Raw genomic sequence first — 18393 nt, 5'->3', positions numbered from 1 at the left:
TTTTCAGTAAGGAGGAATATCTATGAGTAAAATGAGCAAAGATAGCCTGAAGGAACTGATTGAAGTAGCGGCAGGAAGAAAAACTGCGGATACCGTGATCAAAAACTGCAGGATTGTTGATGTCTACAACGGAGGCATTCTGGAAGGAGATATCGCACTGTGCCGGGGAATGATTGCCGGAATCGGAAGCTACGAAGGACGGGAAGAAATTGATGCAGAGGGAAAATATGCTGCCCCCGGATTCATCGACAGCCATATCCATATCGAATCCGCCTATGTCAGCCCCGAAGAGATCGGACGGCTCCTGGTTCCCCACGGCGCCACAACCATCATTGCAGACCCCCACGAAATTGTAAATGTATGCGGGATCCGGGGACTGGACTACATGCTGCAGGCCGCCGAGGGTACCGCGCTGGATATCAAATATATGCTCCCCTCCTGCGTCCCTGCCACTCCCTTTGAGCATGCAGGAGCCAATATAGACGCAGAGGCGATGAAAGGCCCGATTAAAAACGAAAGAATCCTGGGCCTGGGAGAATATATGAACTTTCCCGGTCTGATTAACGCATGTGAAAGTGACCTTGACAAAATCATGACAGCAAAGGAAAACGGCAAACTGATTGACGGCCACAGTCCCGGAGTCTCAGGCAGAGATCTGAATGCCTATGCCGCAGCCCTGGTTCACACAGATCACGAATGCTCTACCGTGGAAGAAATGCTGGACCGTATTTCCCGGGGCCTGTATGTCCTTTTGAGACAGGGCTCCGCCTGCCATGACCTGCGGCCGCTGCTCAGGGGTCTGACCCCTATGAACAGCCGGCGCTGCCTGCTCTGCTCGGACGACCGCCAGCCCAAGACGATTCTGGAGCTGGGACATCTGGACAATCATCTTACCATCTGCGTGGAAGAAGGCGTGGATGCAATTACAGCAATCCGCATGGCAAGCCTGAATGCGGCAGAATGCTTCCGCCTGTATGACAGAGGAGCCATCGCTCCGGGGCTGCGCGCGGACATCGTACTGCTCGATAATCTAAAAGACTTCTCCGTATCAAAAGTCTGGATAGAGGGAGCGCTTGTAGCAGAAAACGGAAAGTATCTGCTTCCGGTTGAAAAATGGGATATCTCATCGGTAAAAGGCAGCTTCCATGTAAAAGATTTTTCGAAAGAGAAACTGAAAATGCACCTGAAATCAGGGCATGTCAATGTGATTGACATCCTGCCCGGCGGTGTCGTAACCGCAAAAGGTGTTACGGACATTGAACTTGATACATCCGGTGATTTTGTAAGGAACCCGGACGCTGATATTGTGAAAATTGCCGTTATTGAACGCCATCAGGAGACCGGCAACGTTGCCACTGCGCTTCTGCGCGGCTATGGAATCAGAGAGGGCGCCGTAGCTTTATCCGTTGCCCATGACTCACATAATATCATCACTGTGGGCGTAACCGATGAGGAGATGGAATTTGCCGTACAGAAACTGATCCGGCAGAACGGCGGTATCGTACTTGTAAAAGACGGCCGTGTAGTAGAATCCATGCCGATGCCGCTTGGCGGACTGATGAGCGACCAGAGCGGAGAATGGGTCGATGAAAAGCTGACCCGCATCCACGATGCAGCATACAGAGAACTGGGGATCAGCGAGAATGTAGAACCGGTTATGACACTGTGTTTCATGTCGCTGGCGGTCATTCCGGAAGTGAAGCTTACAGATATGGGATTATTTGATGTAACAAAGTTCGATTTTATTACTGTGGAAGCAGAATAAAGAGCTGGAAAAACGGAGGTACTAAGGAGATGAGAGAAAAAAGGGCACTCGTGCCTTTATTCCAAAGAGGGGATATTGGGGGGATGGCTTATTCCATCACCAACAATATTGTAAACTATCTGATTGTAATTGCCACTTTATCCGGTGTTCTGGGCTGGCCTGACGAGATCGTATACGGAAGGGTCATTCCCGGAATGTCGATCGGTTTGATGCTCAGCGGATTATACTATGCATTCATGGCCTACAAGCTGTCCAAAAAGGAAATGCGTGCGGATGTAACCGCACTGCCCTCCGGGGTTTCTACACCGGCCATGTTCGTCATGCTCTACGGCGTAATCATGCCGCTGCACTACGCGCTGGAAGATCCCGAACTCGCCTGGTCTGCAGCCATTGCCGCCTGCTTCATCGGAGGCGCGGTCGAATTCTTCGGCGGCATTATAGGACCATGGATGAAAAGAAAAATCCCAAGAGCCGCACTGCTCGGAACGGTTGCCGGAATCGGCTTTATCTGGATGGCAACACAGGGCGTGTTCGACGTATTCAGCGACCCGATCATCGGTATGCCGATCCTGATCGTTGCCATGATCGGTGTCTTCGGCGGCTATCTGTTTCCAGGAAAAATCCCGCCGCTTGTGGTTGCAATCGTAGGGGGCATCATCTATGCTTTCTGTCTGGGACGTACCAGCATTGATTTCAGTGGAATCGGCTTTTATTTTCCAAATCCGGTAAACGGTATCCAGCACCTGCTAAGCGGTTTTGCCGTAGTAGCGCCTTACCTGACGATTGTCATTCCGATCGAAATCTATAACTTTATCGAAACAATGGACAATGTAGAAGCTGCCAATGCAGCAGGCGACAATTACAATGTGCGTGAAGCACAGTTCGCCGATGGTGTCTGTACCATGATCTCCGCCATCTTCGGAGGTGTTGTACCGAATACTGTATGGCTTGGACACGCAGGTCTGAAAAAAGCAAAAGCCGGGATCGGCTACTCCATCGTCTCCGGTCTGGTACTCGGCCTCGCCGGACTCCTGGGCCTCTTCACTTTCCTGAGCAACCTGGTTCCACCTGCCGTATGCGCCGTCACCTATCTGTGGTGCGCCATCGTCATGGTCTGTCAGGCATTCAAAGACTGTGACAAAAAACACTATGCAGCAGTCGGAATTGCCATGATCCCGCCGGTTGCCGACTACCTGTTCACACAGATTACCGGAGCCGCAGGTCTCGCCAATGTCTGGACCGAGACACTGCCGGTCGGATATTCCGGATACACCCCGGAGGTAACCCAGTCACTGCTTGACGCCGGAGTCATGTGGAATGGGGTTCCGGCGGTCAAGCCCGGGGCAATCATCATCGGTATCCTGCTCGGAACCATGACTGCATTCATCATAGATAAAAAGCTGAACCTGGTAGCCATAACGGCGCTCGTAGGAGCCGCCCTCTCCTTTTTCGGGTTCATCCACAGCGCATCCCTTGGCTTCTACCCCAAATCCCCGTTCATGATCGGGTATATCTCAATGGCAGTACTGTGCTTCATATTACACCTGGGGCGATCCAAGTGGTTTAAGGCGCCAGACGATTTCGATTATGTGTAGAGGCTGGTAAGTAGTGGCTGGTATGGGGGCCGCTGTGCGGAATTGAAATATGCCTCTCACGGATGCGGAATCTGGACATAAGTGCCGCTAATCAAAATCGGAGCCGGCATGATGAACACCGCCGACACTCGCGAGAATTCTGATGAATTCTCACTGCGGGTCGGCTTGCTTCCAGGCCTTGTGGGCCTGGAAGCAGTTCACATGCCGGCTCCGATTTTGATGAAGCGGCACTAATGCCCTGATTCAGCATCCGTGAGAGGCATATTTCAATTCCGCACAGCTGGACGCATCAAGGCAGGACATAAGACCCGTCTACACGGGGGGATCTCAGACGGGAGCAGCGGATTGAGTCGTTCTGGGGAAAGAAACTTCTCCAGTTCTGCTTCTATATCCTCGAATACACGAATCAGGTAAATCATCCCCCAACCACCCCGTCGCACCAATCCAACCTAATCCACAGCTCCCGTCCCGGACTCCCCCCGATTAGCGACCCTACCGCCCTGATGCACCCAGCCTGAGGAAAGCGGGACGCGCCGATACCGTCCGGGGAGGCTTATGCTGATTTCGGAAGCCTCTAAGCGTGCCGTAGAAGTTCTTGCCGCGAAAAAGCCGCATTTTATGGGGGAAAATTGATTCCGAATCAATTTTCCAGAGCGTCTGAGCTTAGAAAGCATCGGCTTTCTAAGTGAATACGCTCGGTCCCATAAAATGCGGCTTTTTCGCGGCTAGAACTTCTTGGCTAAGCGGCCGGTTTCCGAAATCAGCATAAGCCTCCCCGGACGGTATCGGCGCGTCCCGCTTTCCTCAGGCGCCCCTCATCCACCCCCACGTTGCTTACCGAACCTCCGATATCTTGACCGGCCGGTGTTCGTTTAATGATTTGCGTGCTGCAAGTCCCATAAGTACTGGCTTAAGTCCATCCTCCACTCCCAGTGGTGTTTCGATATCTTTTTCAATCGCCTCAATAAAGCAGTTCATTTCTTTTGCAAAGGAATCCATATAGCGCTCCAGGAAGAAGTACAGTGGTTTTTCTCCTGTGACGCCGTTTTCTGTGCTGATTACGGCTGAGGATAAGGTATCGTTGGACGTTGCAACCATGCCTTTTGAGCCGAATACTTCTGCCCTCTGGTCATATCCGTATGCTGCTTTTCTGGAATTGTCGATGACTGCGATTGCGCCGTTTTCCATTTTCAGTGTAATAACAGCTGTATCCACGTCTCCCGCTTCTCCGATGCCCGGGTCTACGAGTACTGCTGCTTCTACGTATACTTCTTCTGCGTCACAGCCGGCCAGGTATCTTACCATGTCAAAATCGTGGATCGTCATGTCCAGGAAGATTCCGCCGGATACTTTTACATACTCCGGGCTGGGCGGCTCAGGATCTCTTGACGTTACCTTTATGATGTGCGGATCTCCGATGGAACCGTTTTGGACTGCATTTCTGACAGCCTCAAAATTGTGGTCGAATCTGCGGTTGAAACCTACCTGATATTTTACTTTGCTGCCTTCCAGGGCGCTGATTACTTCCTGAATCTTCTCGATGTCGTGGTCGATCGGCTTTTCACAGAAAACATGCTTGCCGGCTTTGATAGCTTCCACTGAGATTGGAGAGTGTGTGTCTGTTGAGGAACAGATCAGCACCGCATCGATCTCCGGATCAGCCAGGATTTCCTTGTAATCCTTCGTTATGTTTTCTACGCCCATTTCTTTTGCCCATGATGCAGTCTCCTCATTCATAAATGGATCCGCAATTGTTTTGATCTCTGCATTTTTCACTCTTGTACAGATACTTGTTGTATGTACTTTTCCAATTCTTCCAGCTCCAATAATCCCTACTTTTACCATAATGCTATCCCTTTCCGCGGTCTTCACTGCCGCCCGTTCCTTCTATTTCTTCTGTCCTGTTATCTATTTCTATGGTCTTGTTTTCAATTTCTACAGTCCTGTTTTCTCTGCGATAAATTTTCTGGCTTTGATGGCATATTCCAGTGGATTAGCCTTTGCCGGATCCTGTTCTGCCTCTACCAGCATATAGCCTTCGTAGCCGTTGTCTTCGAGTACTTTAAAGATTGGATCAAAGTCGATGCAGCCATCCCCGGGTACGGTAAATGCCCCCTGGCGCACACCTTCCAGGAAACTCAGATTCTCTTCGCGGACTCTGGCAACCACCTCCGGGCGGATATCTTTTAAGTGCACGTGCTTAATTCTGTCCACATATTTTTTCACCATCTCAAGGGGATCCGCACCGCAGTATGCAAAATGTCCGGTATCAAACAGAAGGCTTACGTACTCCGGATCTGTGCCTGCCATCATCCGCTCCACCTCATCCGGATTCTGGACTACGGTCCCCATATGATGATGGAATGTCAGGCTGATGCCGTATTCCTCTTTTGCAATTTTCCCGAGCCGGTTCATCCCCTGGCAGAATGTATCCCATTCCACATCATCCATCACGTATTTGTGCCCAAAGATCGGTGTGTCCTGCATTCCCTGCACGCTGTGGCTCTGCTCCGATGCTCCGATTACTTTTGCTCCCATTGCCTTTAGAAATGCAAGCTGAGCACGGAACTCTGTTTCCACCTCTTCAAACGGCTTTGTAATCAGGAAGGAGGAAAACCACTGATTGCATATTTCCACGCCTCTGAGATTCAGGGCCTTCTTTAATACCTCCGGATCCTTTGGATATTTATTTCCCACCTCGGAACCTGTGAATCCTGCAAGCGCCATTTCGCTTACGCACTGTTCAAAGGTATTCTCCCTGCCCAGGTCCGGAAGGTCATCATTCGTCCATGCGATCGGTGCGATTCCCAGTTTTACTTTACTCTTGTCAAACATAATTGTTCTCCTTTCATATGCGGTCCGCTCTGTAAGCTTCCTCTGTTTTCTTTCTGATATAAGGATATCATTTGGAGCAAATAAAAAAATCGGGAATAATTTTAGATTTGTTGTAATGTAATAAGTTTCCATCACTATCTAATAATTACTTCCCGATTTTGGGTTTTATTTTTAGGTCATATTTTTAGGTCGCTGTCACCTGCTTCCGGTACTCGGCCGGACTGCATCCATTTTGTTTCTTAAATGCCTTGGAAAAATAATGATAATCATTGAAACCGGAACGTGCGGCCACTTCTTTGATCTTCTCATTTGTCTCCTTCAGCATCCCCTTCGCACACTCCATGCGCAGATCCAGTAGATAATTAGAGAACCCGATCCCCATCTCCTGTTTAAAAAGGTAGCTCAGGTAGGCCGAATTAACCCCCGCAGCGTCCGCCGCCTCTGTAAGTCCCGTCTGTTCTCTGAAATGTGCGTGAAGATAATCAACAACAGTGCAGATAACCGGGCCCGTTCCCTCCGGCACCGCCCTTTTCCTCTGCTGAAATATCTTTTTGCAGTCCTCACGGAACACTTCCTCAAGCCGTTCTATTTTTACAATGGCGCCGTATTCTTCCTGACTCCGTTCACATCCCGCTTTCTGCTCCGTCTCCTTCAGCCAGTGCAGTACGGTTCTGCTGTCCGTGTGCAGCTGTTTAAAGTCCTCCAGAATCTCCCCGAGAGCCTCCTCGATCTTTTCAATATTCTGGCATTTTATACAGGTCTGTACCTCCTCCGTAAAACGTTGTGCAGACTGCGGCAGTTCCCGTCCCACGGATGGCTGGTTTTCGTAATACAGAATCCCGCCGTCCTCATAAAAATACAGGCGGACGACTTCTCTGGCCTGCTGGTAAGCCTGCCTGAGCCCGTCTGCGCCAAAGCATATCCCGCTCACTCCGATAGCAAATATGTAAGACTCCTGTTTACTGCATGTATAGCATGCCGTAGCCACGCTGGTAAGCCGCTGCTTCATCAGACTGTCTCTGCGCATTTCAGAGAGATCCAGAAAACAGCAGAATACCCCTTCTCCCAGATAGACCGCCTCCACATACCTGCGCTCCTCACCTAAAAGGTCCTCCAGCCTGTCCAGAAGCCGCTGCAGAAACCGCTGGCTGTACTGCTCCATCTCAAGGGATGTGGACCCGCTTTTTAATGCATTCCAGTCCGGTATCACCATATTGACTACCGCACTATTAACGAACCTGCCCTGAATCCCGGCTTCCTTTTGTTTTTCCTCCCGTTCCTGTGCGGTAAAAGAGCCGGACAGCAGACCGTTAAAAAAATGATATTTCAGGGAATGCCGACCCATTTCGATCAGACGCTTTGTATCATCCTCTTTTTCATTTTCACTCAGCCTGTTCATAAGCTGCCCTTCCACATTTTTCAGCATCTCATAAAGGCTTTCTTCGTTGAGAGAATTTTTCAGGACGTATTCGTCCGCCCCCAGCTTCATTGCTTCCTTCACATATTCAAAATCATCGTGGCAGCTGAGCACAATGAGATAGATACTCTGGCTCATCTTCCTCACACGCCGTATCAGTTCAATCCCGTCCATCAGCGGCATGGAAATATCGGTAATCACCACGTCCGGCCGCTCCCGTTCTATCACATCCAGTGCTTCTTCCCCGTCTCTGCAGTCAGCGGTGATCTGGTAGCCTGCCTTCTGCCATGCGCCTAACTGTTTCAGATAACTTCTGACCAAAAAATCGTCGTCCACAATCACTGTCTTATACATCCTAACGCTCCTCTACAGTTCGTATTGATTCCTCTCCTTATATGCCGGCAGATATATGTGGGCTGTTGTCCCCTGTTCACCGCTCGTATAGAGCAGCCTTCCCTCTCTGCCGTAATACAGTTCCAGACGTTCCTTCACGTTTGCTACTCCGATTCCGGAGAGCCCGCTCGTCTTATTCTTAGGCACTGTTAACAGTACTTCGATCTGCTTTTCTGACATACCGCGCCCGTTGTCCCTGACAGACAGATGCAGCGTCCGGCCTTCCACCTCCGCGCCCACAACGATACAGCTGCCGCCCCGTTTCATATCGACACCGTGAAGTATGGCATTTTCCACCAGCGGCTGCAGCAAAAGCCTCGGCAGATAACACCCGGCCGCCTCATCCGGCACCCGATACTCTACTTCAAAACGCTCCTCGTATCTTATCCTCTGCAGGCTGACATAATTCTCCAGAAAATGAATTTCCTCTGCCACCGTCACAAAATTCCCCTTCTTATTGATACTGGCCTGCAGAAGCTCAATGAAGTCCTCGATCAGTCCGCCAATCTCCTGTTCCCCTTTCAGCAGGGCCGCATATTTAATCGAGTTCAGTGTGTTGTACATAAAATGCGGTGTAATCTGGTACTGCAGGGCCTCCAGCTCCGCGTCCTTTTTCAGCATCTCTTCCTTGACCAGCTGTTCAATCAGCGCCTGTATGTGTTCCAGCATGTTGTTGAAATCTTTGGAGAGCAGGCCTATCTCATCCCCCGTGGTGATTTCCACGCACTGGTCCAGATTGCCGTCGCTGATCTGTCCCATCGTCCGTGTCAGCCTGCTCAGCGGCCGGTACATGGCTCCGGTAATAAAATAGGCAATTACAGCCGATATTGCACAGCAGATCAGCAGAATCAGCGCCAGAAAATATCGGATCTGCCTCATATCTCCCAATATCGTGCGCTTCTCCACCTCCATAAAGAAAAGATAACCGGCAAAAGAAGATTTATAGGAAATCTTCAGGCTGGATCCCCCTTTATCATCCTGCACGCCATCCGACAAACGTACGCTGCCATCCCCATATTCGGCGCCCGTCAGTTCCTTATTCCTGGCAGCAACAATCCTGCCCCTTGTATCCAGAATCACAGCGCTGGAATCCGTCCCCTCATTCAGACCGTCCAGATATTTGTAATACAGCACTCTCTCTTCAATGTTCGTCATGATATAGGCTAAAGTATCGCCCTCCTGATTCTTCATTGCCGAGGCAAATGACAGGACAGAGGCAGTTCTTCTCAGCGGATCCTGCAGCATAACCGGCTCCAGGGCGGTCTCAGAAGATGCGGCTATCTGTTTTATTTTTTCATCCGGAATGCCCTTCTCATAGACCGGGTAATCCTCGGATGTGATAATACAGCCATCCCCGGGAAGCACAAGGTATACAGAACCTATATCACTGTATCTTCTGGAATAGACGCGAAGCTGGCCGGCAATTGCTTCCAGCTGATCCGCATTTCCAGAACTCAGGTAGTCTTCTGCCATATCCAGCAGTTCCTCATCACAGGATGCCTCTGCGGTCAGAAGATAAACGCCCTTCAGAAGTTCGTCAAAGCTGTCCCCCATCTGCCGGATACGTGCATATAGATTTTCCCCGTAATTTTCTTCGATCATAGCAGAGGATTTCTCGTAAAATACAATGGTAATCGCCAGTGCGGTGACCAGGGTGATACAGATTGTCGCCACCAGCACTTTGCTTCTGATACTACGGAACATTCTTTATCCCTCCCGCCTTTTTCTTCCATTATACAGTATGGAATACCGGCAGTACAATATCTCTCTCATCTCATTATACCTCTTCTCACGCCTCTTCCCATCTGGCTTAACTTTGGTTAAAGGTGCTTTTTTTTAGCAATTCGCCCAAAATCTAAAAAAAGACCACTCTTTTTCAGAAGCAGCCTTTCTTTTTGGGTCTTATTTTTAGATTCCGCCTAATTTTGAATCTGATATTCCTCCACATTATCCTTTGTTATGATTTCCACATTCAGAATCTTATCCAGAGGAAGGTCCTCGCCGTCCCTCTTCTCTATGATATATTGAATTGTCTCATACCCAATCTCGTACCCTGACTGCGCCGCCAAAGCCTGGATTCCGCCTTCTGCCACGGCCTCCAGCGCATCCTGCTGCGCATCCACTGTCACAAGCACAACCGGATGCTGTTCCATATACTTCATAATTCCCAGCGCTGTCACCGCACTGGTGGCAAAGATCCCCTTCACATCCGGGTGCTCCTCCATAAGACGGGTGATCTCTTTTTCAGACATCTGAAGGTTGCTGTATCCGCTCTCTACAAACGCGACTTCCATGTTTGTATTCTCTTCTATATAATCCGAGAACCCCTTTACCCTGCTGGCATGCCCCGATTGTTCCAGATTCCCCGAAATAATCCCAACTTTTCCATTGCCGCCAAGCGCCTTGGCCATATATTCGGCCAGTCCCCTTCCCGCCTTTTCATTATCAATTCCAATATAGGGAATATCCTGGCTCATAATCCTGGTGTCATAGGAATAAACCGGGATTCCGTTTTCCTTCGCTGCTGCCAGATACGCGTCCGCACCAAAGGACTGAATCGGAGAAACCGCCAGCGCGTCCACGCCCTTCGCGATCAGGTCATCAATCATCTTCTTCTGCAGACTGTCGTCCGTCTCCGAATCCGGTGACAGTGTAATCACTGTGACGCCGTAATCTTTTGCAGCCTTCTCCATTCCAGAATAAACAGACATCCAGTATTCACTGCTTTTGGACTTTGTGACGACACCAATTACATATTCTTCCTTCTCTTTTGACTGCCCGGCACTGCCTGCGCATCCGGACAGCACCAGTACACAAAGTACAGACAGCAGTACTTTCCCCATGTGTTTTCTCAGATTCCCGCCCCCGTACATCCGTACACCTTCTTTCCACTGCTTTACAGAAAACAAGCGTCTGCTTTTAAAAAAAGAGAGGGATCGTCTCGCCTCTCCTAAGATTTCTTAGTTCATTATAATTGTTTCTTCTTCCCCGTGTCAATAGTGCCCCGATTTCTCTTCTATGTTTAATCGGCAGCCACTGGTCTCGCCCCATGCATTTGTGCACGGCTTACGCTGACAAAAATATAACCCCGATAAAATATTGCTGAAAGCGATCATGACTAATCAGATAAATTTAAAAATTAATGTAATATTCAGATAAATCTTTGAAATGCATTGATAATTATAAGCATTTGATATAAAATACTTCTATCAGATTCACTTAATACTATTGATTCTTAATAAAGATTACAATGGTTCAATACGATAGAAGTGCAATTTTACACTTTAGGAAGTCTGGTGAGATTCCAGTACAGTTTTATCCCTACTGTAATGAGTTACGAAAGCTACACAACCACTGGTTGATCCGGGAAGGGCAGCAATTAGGTCTGAACTTTAGTCAGGATACAAGTATTGAATCATTAGAAAGCGTCTGAAGGCATAGAGCAGAGGTTTATTTTTTATGCTCTTAAGAATCAGAAAACCATTTAGTATTGGAATAGGAGGAGGTCAGTAATGGGATTGGAGTTTGTTATTTTATTAGTTGTTATAATAGTAATAGCTTCTCAAATATTGAGAAGAATGTATGAGATAATTTCGCTTTTAAAAGAAATACTGGAAAAGATATGAAAACAATTTATGACATCATGCACTGCGAGAGTAAAGCCATCCTAATGCGGCCGCAGCTGCTTCCACTCATTATTTATCCGGAGGAAAACAAATGAATGAACTAAAAGGTAAAAAATTCGTTGCATCCTACAGCAGCGGAAAAGACAGCACCCTCTCCATCTACAAAGCAATACAGTCCGGCATGATTCCCATGGCCCTGATCATGACCTACAACACGGACCGGGAGCGAAGCTGGTTCCACGGAATCAGCTCCCAAGTCATCCAAAAACTCGAGACATCCATGAACCTCCCCATCACCCTGATCAAAACAAGCGGTGAGGATTACGAAAAAAACTTCGAAAAAGAACTCCTGTCTCAAAAATCAGCCGGAGCAGAAGTCTGCGTCTTCGGCGACATCGACCTGGAAGAACACCTGGCCTGGTGCAGCACCCGCTGCCAAAACGCCGGCCTTCAGCCATCCTTCCCACTCTGGCAGAAAAGCCGCAGACAAGCCGTCCTGGAATTCCTAGAGGCAGGCTTCACCACCCACATAACCGTAGTAGACACCGAAAGAATGTCCCCCGACTACCTGGGCCAGCCTCTGACTCCCGCCCTCATAGCCTCAATGGAAAAAGACAACATAGACGTCTGCGGCGAAAACGGAGAATACCACACCTTCGTAACAGGAGGCCCCCTCTTCAAAACCTCCCTGGGCATAAAATTCTCCGCACCAATTCCCCGCGGCAAATACCTGACCCTGGAAGTCGAATAGCACTCCTTTAATAACAATATTTTTTTATACTCACAAGCCCCCGCTGCACATCCCGCGCCGCCAGCCCCATCCGCCTCCCCCGTCCGTGACTCCCCGTTGAATTTTCACCTGCCGCCCAGAAAAGCCCAGCCCGCTGAAAGTCTGCCGGGGAAGGTACGGCGGGACGCAGCAGGGCATTTTGGCAGCGTAAGAATGCGCTTACACCCTCTTATATCAAAATCGGACTCTTATATGGATGTGATCTGCTTCCGAAGCAGATCACAAGCCGGCCTGAGCCGCGGAATTCATCAGAATTCCACGGTGAATGCCGGTGGTTCCATATAAGAGTCCGATTTTGATATTAGAGGGTGTTAGCAAATGGCCCGCCGCCAAAATGCCCTGCTGCGTCCCGCCGTACCTTCCCCGGCAGACTTTCAGCGGGCGCCCCCTTTCCCAAAGCCTCCCCATGAAAATACATACGCTTAAAAGATCCCATGTTTCACCTGAATCCGGTTCATCTTATCTCCAATCGGCCTGATAGTCAGCATCAGGAATACTACATTGGACACACAGTACGTAATTGTCACCGGCACCGCAGTCGCAAGCGCCCCCAGATACCTGTACCAGTTCCAGCCTCCCTCGAAGCTGAGCACCGTCCAGATATCCATAAGCCCTGAATAAGCGATCCCCGAGAATATACCATATATAATCAGCGGTATACGGTGACGCAGGAGCGCCCGCAGCCCCGGGAATCCGGCGATCATCCCGATGATTCCCCAGGAAAACATCTGAAAAGGTGTCCATGGTCCCTGCCCGAAAAAGATATTGGAAACAACTGCCGATAGTGAGCCTACCAGAAATCCGGATTCAGGCCCCATATAGATTCCGGTCAATACCACGATAGCCGTCACGGGTTTAAAAAAAGGGATCGGACCAAAAATAAATCGGCCCACCACGGAAATTGCTGTCATCACTGCCAGCAGCACCATCCGACGGATACTCCCCTCCCGCTTCTCATAGGCGAGATAAAAGGCACCGCATGCAATCAGTACGATCATCATGGAAACCAGATTGTACTTCCGGTCTGACAACAACCGGATACCCAAAACAATCAAAAAGATCACCCCTGCCGTCAGACAAATCCAGACTGCTGCTCTCTTTTTTGTGTAAGGGAGGGTGTTCTCCAGCAGATTCTCATCTATGTGCTCGGTTGTATCTATACTTTTTATGCTGTCTCTTTCCTGCATGTACGCTTTCCCTCCTTCTGTATCCGCACATTCTGCCTGCACAGTTCAATGACATCCTCGCAGGTCACCGCATTCTCGTATCTCTGTCTGGAAATCCTGTTTGCCGCAGTGGTATAATAATTATTATTGCAGAAAAATTCTTCCGGAGTGTCCACAGATGTAATCTCATGGTCGAAAAACAGTCCGCACCGATCCGATACCCCTGCCGCAAATTCCACATCATGAGTCACCATTAAAATCGAAATTCCCTTCTGCTTCAATTCCTTTAAAAGCTTCTGCAGCTGCATCTTTGACCAGGCATCAATTCCCTTCGTCGGCTCATCCAGAAGCAGGAACCGAGGCTGAAGAAGAAGCACTTTTCCGATCGCCGCCTTCTGCTGCTCACCGCCGCTCAAGTCATAGGGATGCCGGTCCAGCAGATGACCGATTCCCATGAGCTCTGCTGTTTCCTCAATCTTTTCCTTCATCTCGGCCTCGCTGTATCCCATCACATGACGAATTTCATCGTAGTCCTCCCGGACAGTCATCTTAATGAACACGGTCTGCGGATTCTGCGGAAGGGAGGCCAGATTCTTCACATATAATTCCTTACCGCTATATTTATGTATTCTCTTTCCGAATACCTCAATCTTTCCCCTGTATGGTTTATAGGTGCCTGAAATCACACTTAACAGAGTCGTCTTCCCGGATCCGTTGCCGCCCAGAATACTGACGATCTCTCCCTCGTAAACTGCTAGCTCTACTCCGTCCAGCACATCCGGCAGGTCTTTCTCATATCGGAAACACACATCCTTCATGCGCATAGTGATTTTCTTCCCCTGGGTACTGTCCGTTTCGCGGTGCAGCCTATTTATCTCATTCCCATAATATTCTTCCAGAAAGTTCCTGCCGTCCCGCACGGTCAGAGGACATTCTGCATCCCGGGCATCCAGCCCGTGGTATATTCGAAGGGCGCTGGGCAGTCCCAGAAGCATCTTGTGGTCTGCGTTCAGACACTTCAGGTCTCTCCCCGCTTCCCTTGGGGATTCCATCAGAAGCATCTTCCCTTTGTCCATAATAAAAGCCCTGTCCGCCACAGGGAACACTTCTTCAAGACGGTGCTCAGTAAGCAAAATCGTCAGGCCCAGATCTTTATTGATCTTCACCAGTGTATTGATAAAGTCTGAAGCCGCAATGGGATCCAGCTGGCTGGTAGGCTCATCCAGAATCAGAAGCTTGGGCTGCATCGCCATGATCGAGGCCAGATTCAGCAGCTGCTTCTGCCCGCCGGACAGTTCCGTCGTCTTCTTCCGGTACCAGTCATCTATTCCAAAAAAGCAGGCCATCTCAGCCACCCGCCTGCGGATCACAGGCGTCGGTACACCCATATTCTCAAGGCCAAATGCCAGCTCATGCCACACTTTATCCGTGACGGTCTGGTTCTCCGGGTTCTGGAGAACATAGCCGATATCACAGGCAGCCTCCCGCTCAGAGAGCTGCTCCTGCTCTACACCGCAGAACCAGATCTTGCCTGTTATATCCCCGGCAGGTGCCAGTTCCTTCTTCAAGAGCCGAAGCAGAGTCGTCTTCCCGCATCCCGACTCCCCGCAGACAACTATAAACTCCCCTTCCTGTATCTCGAATGAGACATCTTCCAGTGCCGGAGCTATCCTGCTGGTATCCTTTGCCTGCTTTGGATAGGTAAAGGTTAGATTTTCTACTTTCAGTAATTCCATGTTACGCTTCTCCTTTAGTTTCGTCACCCCTGTTGGACAAAGCAGGGCCGTTTGTGTACTCTTTCAAGCTTTTAAAACCGGTTTCTTCTCTTTTATAAAATGAATTTTTTCTTATTTAGAAAGACAGATGGCTGGTTAATAAGTAAAAGTCCGTAATTTCTTATTAAGCGGCTTTTGCGCTCCATAAAGTCAGATCTTCGACCGCAGATATTTTCCGGTCAGTTTCCCCCTGGCCTCTATGATACCCGGTATAAGGTAAAATACGAAAATGATCAGATACCTGGCGATATCCTCCGGGTTTAACTGCAGCTGCGCCACATAAGGATAATAAAAGAAATCAAATCCACCCACTGCAAAGCAGGACAGGATCAGAACTGTAAATCCCCCCATAATTCCAAGAAGAATACCGTCCCTTCTTTTAAAACGGAACAGGGAAAAATTAGTCCTCCCATGAAGGCCGTAGCCCCTGGCCTTCATCGCATCCGCCGTGTCTATGGAGTTCTCCATGGACCAGGAAACAAGACTGTCAAATACACGTATCCCGCCTCTTATCCGATCAGGCACACTGTCCGTAGCATAAAGCCCCATCGTTTTCTGGGACTGGTTGATCTTTCGTATCTGATGTTTAAACAGGGGAATAAAACGGAATGCCATGGAAAGAATCAGCCCCAGCTTAGGAATCACCTTTCCAAACAGATACAGGAATTTATCCGTGGTCAGAATGGCACTGTAGCACCTGCACCACAGCAGGACACATACAATCATCAGCGATGCAGCCCCGCCATAGATCATAGCCTCCAGTGTAACCGGATTATCATTCATGAAAAATAAAATCGTCTCTCCATTATGGACAAATATCGGATTGGTCACTGCCATTGGCACAAACAGGCAGAACGAAAATAACAGTTCATTAAGCGTTTTCCGAAGACCATTTAAGGCCCCGAAGAACAGGAATCCGCCGGCCAGAGACGCAAGTATGACCACCGGATGCCTGCTCACCATAGAAAAACAAACTACCAGAATATAATATATAAACAGCACTGCCGGATGAAAACTTTCAAATCCATTCATGATTTGTCCTTCTCTTTCTGCATATCTGCACCATTGTATTCGTTCCCCACATCTCTGCCCAGGTCGCAGGTATAGATCCACTCGATTTTATCATGATTTTTCATCTCGTAGGTACTGCATCCCTTTCCCGGATATTTTCCGTTTACCGTGAACATCCATCCGGACAGCTTTCCGCAGGAAAACTCATAGAGATAATTGATCCCCTTAATGTAGGCGCTGCCATATGCATTGTTCTCGATCCCCTGATACTCCATATGAATCTTGTTGTAACGGCAGACCCGGTTCAGGATATCAAATGCCGTATCCCCCGGCCGAAGGACATAAGTAGTCTCCGGCAGGATGACCCCGTCTGAGGGCACATACTTTTCATCACGCAGCTGTGGATCCAGCTTGTCCCAGTTATCCAGGACTGTGTCACAGCGGATACTGATGGTCACAGTCTCTGAATCCTCTTTGATGTCCTCCATATGGGTCAGATAATACTCATCTACAGACTGAAATTTTGTGCCGGAAACCAAAATCGCCACCAGCAGTATCACAACTCCAATCATTATAATATTCTTTTTCAAATCTTTCCCTCACTTCTCCCGCCGCTTCTACCAGTCATCATCATCGTCTTCATCTGCACTCATACCGCTGTCAGCATCAGGACCCGATATCATTTTCTTCTTTTTTCGATTATTGAGCATCATAATTATAAAAATGATTACAATCAGCACAACCACTGCAGCGATACCCACTGTTATAAGAGCCGTACGGTTTTTCGTATCCCTCAGCGCCTCTTCGCCGCTTTTTTCCCTGTCCGCTTTCAGCTCAGGCAGAGATTCGCCTGCTTTCTCTATCTCCTCCTCAGAAACCGTCGGGGCATCCGACAGATCGAAGGTGTTACATTTCCCTTCCTTCAGGCGGCAGACGGCTTCCAGACCGTACAAGGCCTGATAGCCGGCCATATTGTTTCCTTCAGTTTCCGCTTCCTCTGCATCCAGACTGTGAACGATACTGCCGTCTTCCAACTGGAATTGTCTCAGTCCGTCCAGCAGAGTATTTCCATTCTTTATAAACTGCTCATCTAAGTCAGGATCACGTCCCCATGAAGCCAGGGCCATCAAAGCCCAGCTGGTGCTTTCGGATGTCTGCTGCTCATAAGTAACCATACCGCCTGATTCATGCTGCATACCGGAAATACATGTAAATGCCGCTTCTGCAGCTGTATCCACGGTTTCTGTGACTGTCTGGCCAGTTGTTTCACTAGTAAATGTATACTGTACTTCTGAACCTGCATAGGGTGCCAGCGCCGTCAATGCCATGGAGGTCAGATCCACATCTGAAGCATCGGTCTTAATCAAGCCAAAGCCCCCGTCTTCCAGCTGCCTGGATAAAATGGAGGTCACCAGTTTTTCTCTCGTCCACTCCGCATCCTTGGGTTCCTCCCATGCTTTGCTGTCAACGGCCATCAAAGCCCAGATATAACCGTTAATCCCCTGCTTTCCCGGGTCTCCCCATATACTGTTCCAGATGCCGTCTTTTAACAGATTAATGGAATTACCTTCCGGGTCTTTACCGAACGCTTCTGGATTTCCGCCGCACGCTTCGATCGTGATTATGATCCTGTATATGTCCGAAAGGAGGTACTTCTTGCCATCACTGTTTGGATCCTGATATAGTTTTTCCACCACATCCTGCAGCCGGCTCAGATATGCCGCCTGATTATCTTCTATGCCAATCCTGCTGATGTTAAAGGCAATCCAGTCGCTGCCTCCCTCTCCTGCACCATCAAGCAAATCTCCGGATAAAAACTTGCTTTCTCCGCCTTTTGCATATTTCCAATCTAAAATCATATCCTGCATCCCACGCAGTTCTGCCGCTGAACTCTCAGCCGCGTAAGCGGTTACAGCAGCCGGATAGGCCGCGGTAACCACTGCTGCCAGGAGCAGAAATACCGCCAGTGCCTTATGAAGCACCCCTTTTGCCATATTTCTGTACATTCTATTCATCTTTA

Annotated in this window: 13 protein-coding genes and 1 riboswitch; of the genes, 3 read left to right on the top strand and 10 right to left on the bottom strand. The window is 49.0% G+C overall.

Annotated elements, in window-relative coordinates:
* Positions 1–22 precede the first annotated feature (22 nt).
* Together ade and HMPREF0240_RS04755 are read left to right on the top strand one after the other, a co-directional pair.
* The gene (gene ade, locus HMPREF0240_RS04760; RefSeq protein ID WP_009002309.1) at positions 23–1765 is read left to right on the top strand and encodes an adenine deaminase; all 1743 of its coding nucleotides are present in this window, start codon (positions 23–25) and stop codon (positions 1763–1765) included.
* A gap of 29 nt (positions 1766–1794) precedes the next feature.
* Positions 1795–3360 (top strand): hypothetical protein, encoded by a 1566-nt coding sequence (locus HMPREF0240_RS04755; protein ID WP_035312389.1) that lies wholly within the window; start codon positions 1795–1797, stop codon positions 3358–3360.
* An 834-nt stretch (positions 3361–4194) separates the two neighbouring features.
* Here HMPREF0240_RS04755 and iolG read toward each other — a convergent pair.
* The 5 genes from iolG to HMPREF0240_RS04730 form a co-directional block, all read right to left on the bottom strand.
* Positions 4195–5205 carry an inositol 2-dehydrogenase gene (iolG, locus tag HMPREF0240_RS04750; RefSeq protein WP_035312388.1) on the bottom strand — a complete coding sequence of 337 codons (1011 nt, stop codon included), beginning with the start codon at positions 5203–5205 and terminating at the stop codon, positions 4195–4197.
* Positions 5206–5295: 90 nt separating this feature from the next.
* Positions 5296–6195, bottom strand: a complete 900-nt coding sequence (gene iolE / locus HMPREF0240_RS04745) for a myo-inosose-2 dehydratase (protein ID WP_009002305.1) — start codon at positions 6193–6195, stop codon at positions 5296–5298.
* Positions 6196–6379: 184 nt separating this feature from the next.
* Positions 6380–7966, bottom strand: coding sequence for a response regulator (locus tag HMPREF0240_RS04740; RefSeq protein ID WP_009002304.1), 1587 nt, complete (start codon positions 7964–7966; stop codon positions 6380–6382).
* 12 nt (positions 7967–7978) lie between these two features.
* Positions 7979–9709 (bottom strand): sensor histidine kinase, encoded by a 1731-nt coding sequence (locus tag HMPREF0240_RS04735; protein WP_009002303.1) that lies wholly within the window; start codon positions 9707–9709, stop codon positions 7979–7981.
* Between the two features lie 215 nt (positions 9710–9924).
* A complete protein-coding gene (locus HMPREF0240_RS04730; protein ID WP_148486284.1) occupies positions 9925–10878 on the bottom strand; it encodes a substrate-binding domain-containing protein in 954 nt (317 codons plus the stop codon).
* Between the two features lie 368 nt (positions 10879–11246).
* A riboswitch (cobalamin riboswitch) is annotated at positions 11247–11433 on the top strand.
* 289 nt (positions 11434–11722) lie between these two features.
* Between HMPREF0240_RS04730 and HMPREF0240_RS04725 the strand changes: the two genes are divergently transcribed.
* Complete coding sequence (locus HMPREF0240_RS04725; RefSeq protein ID WP_009002301.1) at positions 11723–12382, top strand: diphthine--ammonia ligase; 660 nt, start codon at positions 11723–11725, stop codon at positions 12380–12382.
* A gap of 461 nt (positions 12383–12843) precedes the next feature.
* Here HMPREF0240_RS04725 and HMPREF0240_RS04715 read toward each other — a convergent pair whose 3' ends face one another.
* The 5 genes from HMPREF0240_RS04715 to HMPREF0240_RS04695 all read right to left on the bottom strand — a co-directional run bounded on the left by HMPREF0240_RS04715 (position 12844) and on the right by HMPREF0240_RS04695 (position 18388).
* Positions 12844–13608: an ECF transporter S component gene (locus tag HMPREF0240_RS04715; RefSeq protein WP_083806116.1), complete on the bottom strand. Its 765-nt coding sequence runs from the start codon at positions 13606–13608 to the stop codon at positions 12844–12846.
* Entirely contained in the window at positions 13587–15323 is a 1737-nt protein-coding gene (locus HMPREF0240_RS04710) for an ABC transporter ATP-binding protein (protein WP_047776337.1), read from the bottom strand. The genes HMPREF0240_RS04715 and HMPREF0240_RS04710 overlap by 22 nt, the downstream gene beginning before the upstream one ends.
* Positions 15324–15512: 189 nt before the next feature.
* A complete protein-coding gene (locus tag HMPREF0240_RS04705) occupies positions 15513–16394 on the bottom strand; it encodes an energy-coupling factor transporter transmembrane component T (protein WP_009002300.1) in 882 nt (293 codons plus the stop codon).
* A complete protein-coding gene (locus HMPREF0240_RS04700) occupies positions 16391–16963 on the bottom strand; it encodes a DUF4430 domain-containing protein (RefSeq protein WP_009002299.1) in 573 nt (190 codons plus the stop codon). The genes HMPREF0240_RS04705 and HMPREF0240_RS04700 overlap by 4 nt, the downstream gene beginning before the upstream one ends.
* Positions 16964–16990: 27 nt before the next feature.
* Positions 16991–18388, bottom strand: a complete 1398-nt coding sequence (locus HMPREF0240_RS04695) for a hypothetical protein (RefSeq protein WP_035312386.1) — start codon at positions 18386–18388, stop codon at positions 16991–16993.
* Between the last annotated feature and the right edge of the window lie 5 nt (positions 18389–18393).

The sequence above is a fragment of the Clostridium sp. D5 genome (assembly GCF_000190355.1).
Lineage (GTDB): Bacteria > Bacillota > Clostridia > Lachnospirales > Lachnospiraceae > Faecalicatena > Faecalicatena fissicatena_A.
Note: the sequence above shows the minus strand (reverse complement) of the source record. Positions and strands in the feature narration are given on the sequence as shown.

What these genes read in the sequence shown, in the direction of transcription:
- HMPREF0240_RS04705 (WP_009002300.1), bottom strand. Translation starts at nt 16,394, where the DNA reads ATGAATGGATTTGAAAGTTTTCATCCGGCAGTGCTGTTTATATATTAT.
- HMPREF0240_RS04710 (WP_047776337.1), bottom strand. Translation starts at nt 15,323, where the DNA reads ATGGAATTACTGAAAGTAGAAAATCTAACCTTTACCTATCCAAAGCAG.
- HMPREF0240_RS04755 (WP_035312389.1), top strand. Translation starts at nt 1,795, where the DNA reads ATGAGAGAAAAAAGGGCACTCGTGCCTTTATTCCAAAGAGGGGATATT.
- HMPREF0240_RS04695 (WP_035312386.1), bottom strand. Translation starts at nt 18,388, where the DNA reads ATGAATAGAATGTACAGAAATATGGCAAAAGGGGTGCTTCATAAGGCA.
- HMPREF0240_RS04715 (WP_083806116.1), bottom strand. Translation starts at nt 13,608, where the DNA reads ATGCAGGAAAGAGACAGCATAAAAAGTATAGATACAACCGAGCACATA.
- HMPREF0240_RS04740 (WP_009002304.1), bottom strand. Translation starts at nt 7,966, where the DNA reads ATGTATAAGACAGTGATTGTGGACGACGATTTTTTGGTCAGAAGTTAT.
- HMPREF0240_RS04730 (WP_148486284.1), bottom strand. Translation starts at nt 10,878, where the DNA reads ATGTACGGGGGCGGGAATCTGAGAAAACACATGGGGAAAGTACTGCTG.
- HMPREF0240_RS04735 (WP_009002303.1), bottom strand. Translation starts at nt 9,709, where the DNA reads ATGTTCCGTAGTATCAGAAGCAAAGTGCTGGTGGCGACAATCTGTATC.
- HMPREF0240_RS04725 (WP_009002301.1), top strand. Translation starts at nt 11,723, where the DNA reads ATGAATGAACTAAAAGGTAAAAAATTCGTTGCATCCTACAGCAGCGGA.
- iolG (WP_035312388.1), bottom strand. Translation starts at nt 5,205, where the DNA reads ATGGTAAAAGTAGGGATTATTGGAGCTGGAAGAATTGGAAAAGTACAT.
- ade (WP_009002309.1), top strand. Translation starts at nt 23, where the DNA reads ATGAGTAAAATGAGCAAAGATAGCCTGAAGGAACTGATTGAAGTAGCG.
- iolE (WP_009002305.1), bottom strand. Translation starts at nt 6,195, where the DNA reads ATGTTTGACAAGAGTAAAGTAAAACTGGGAATCGCACCGATCGCATGG.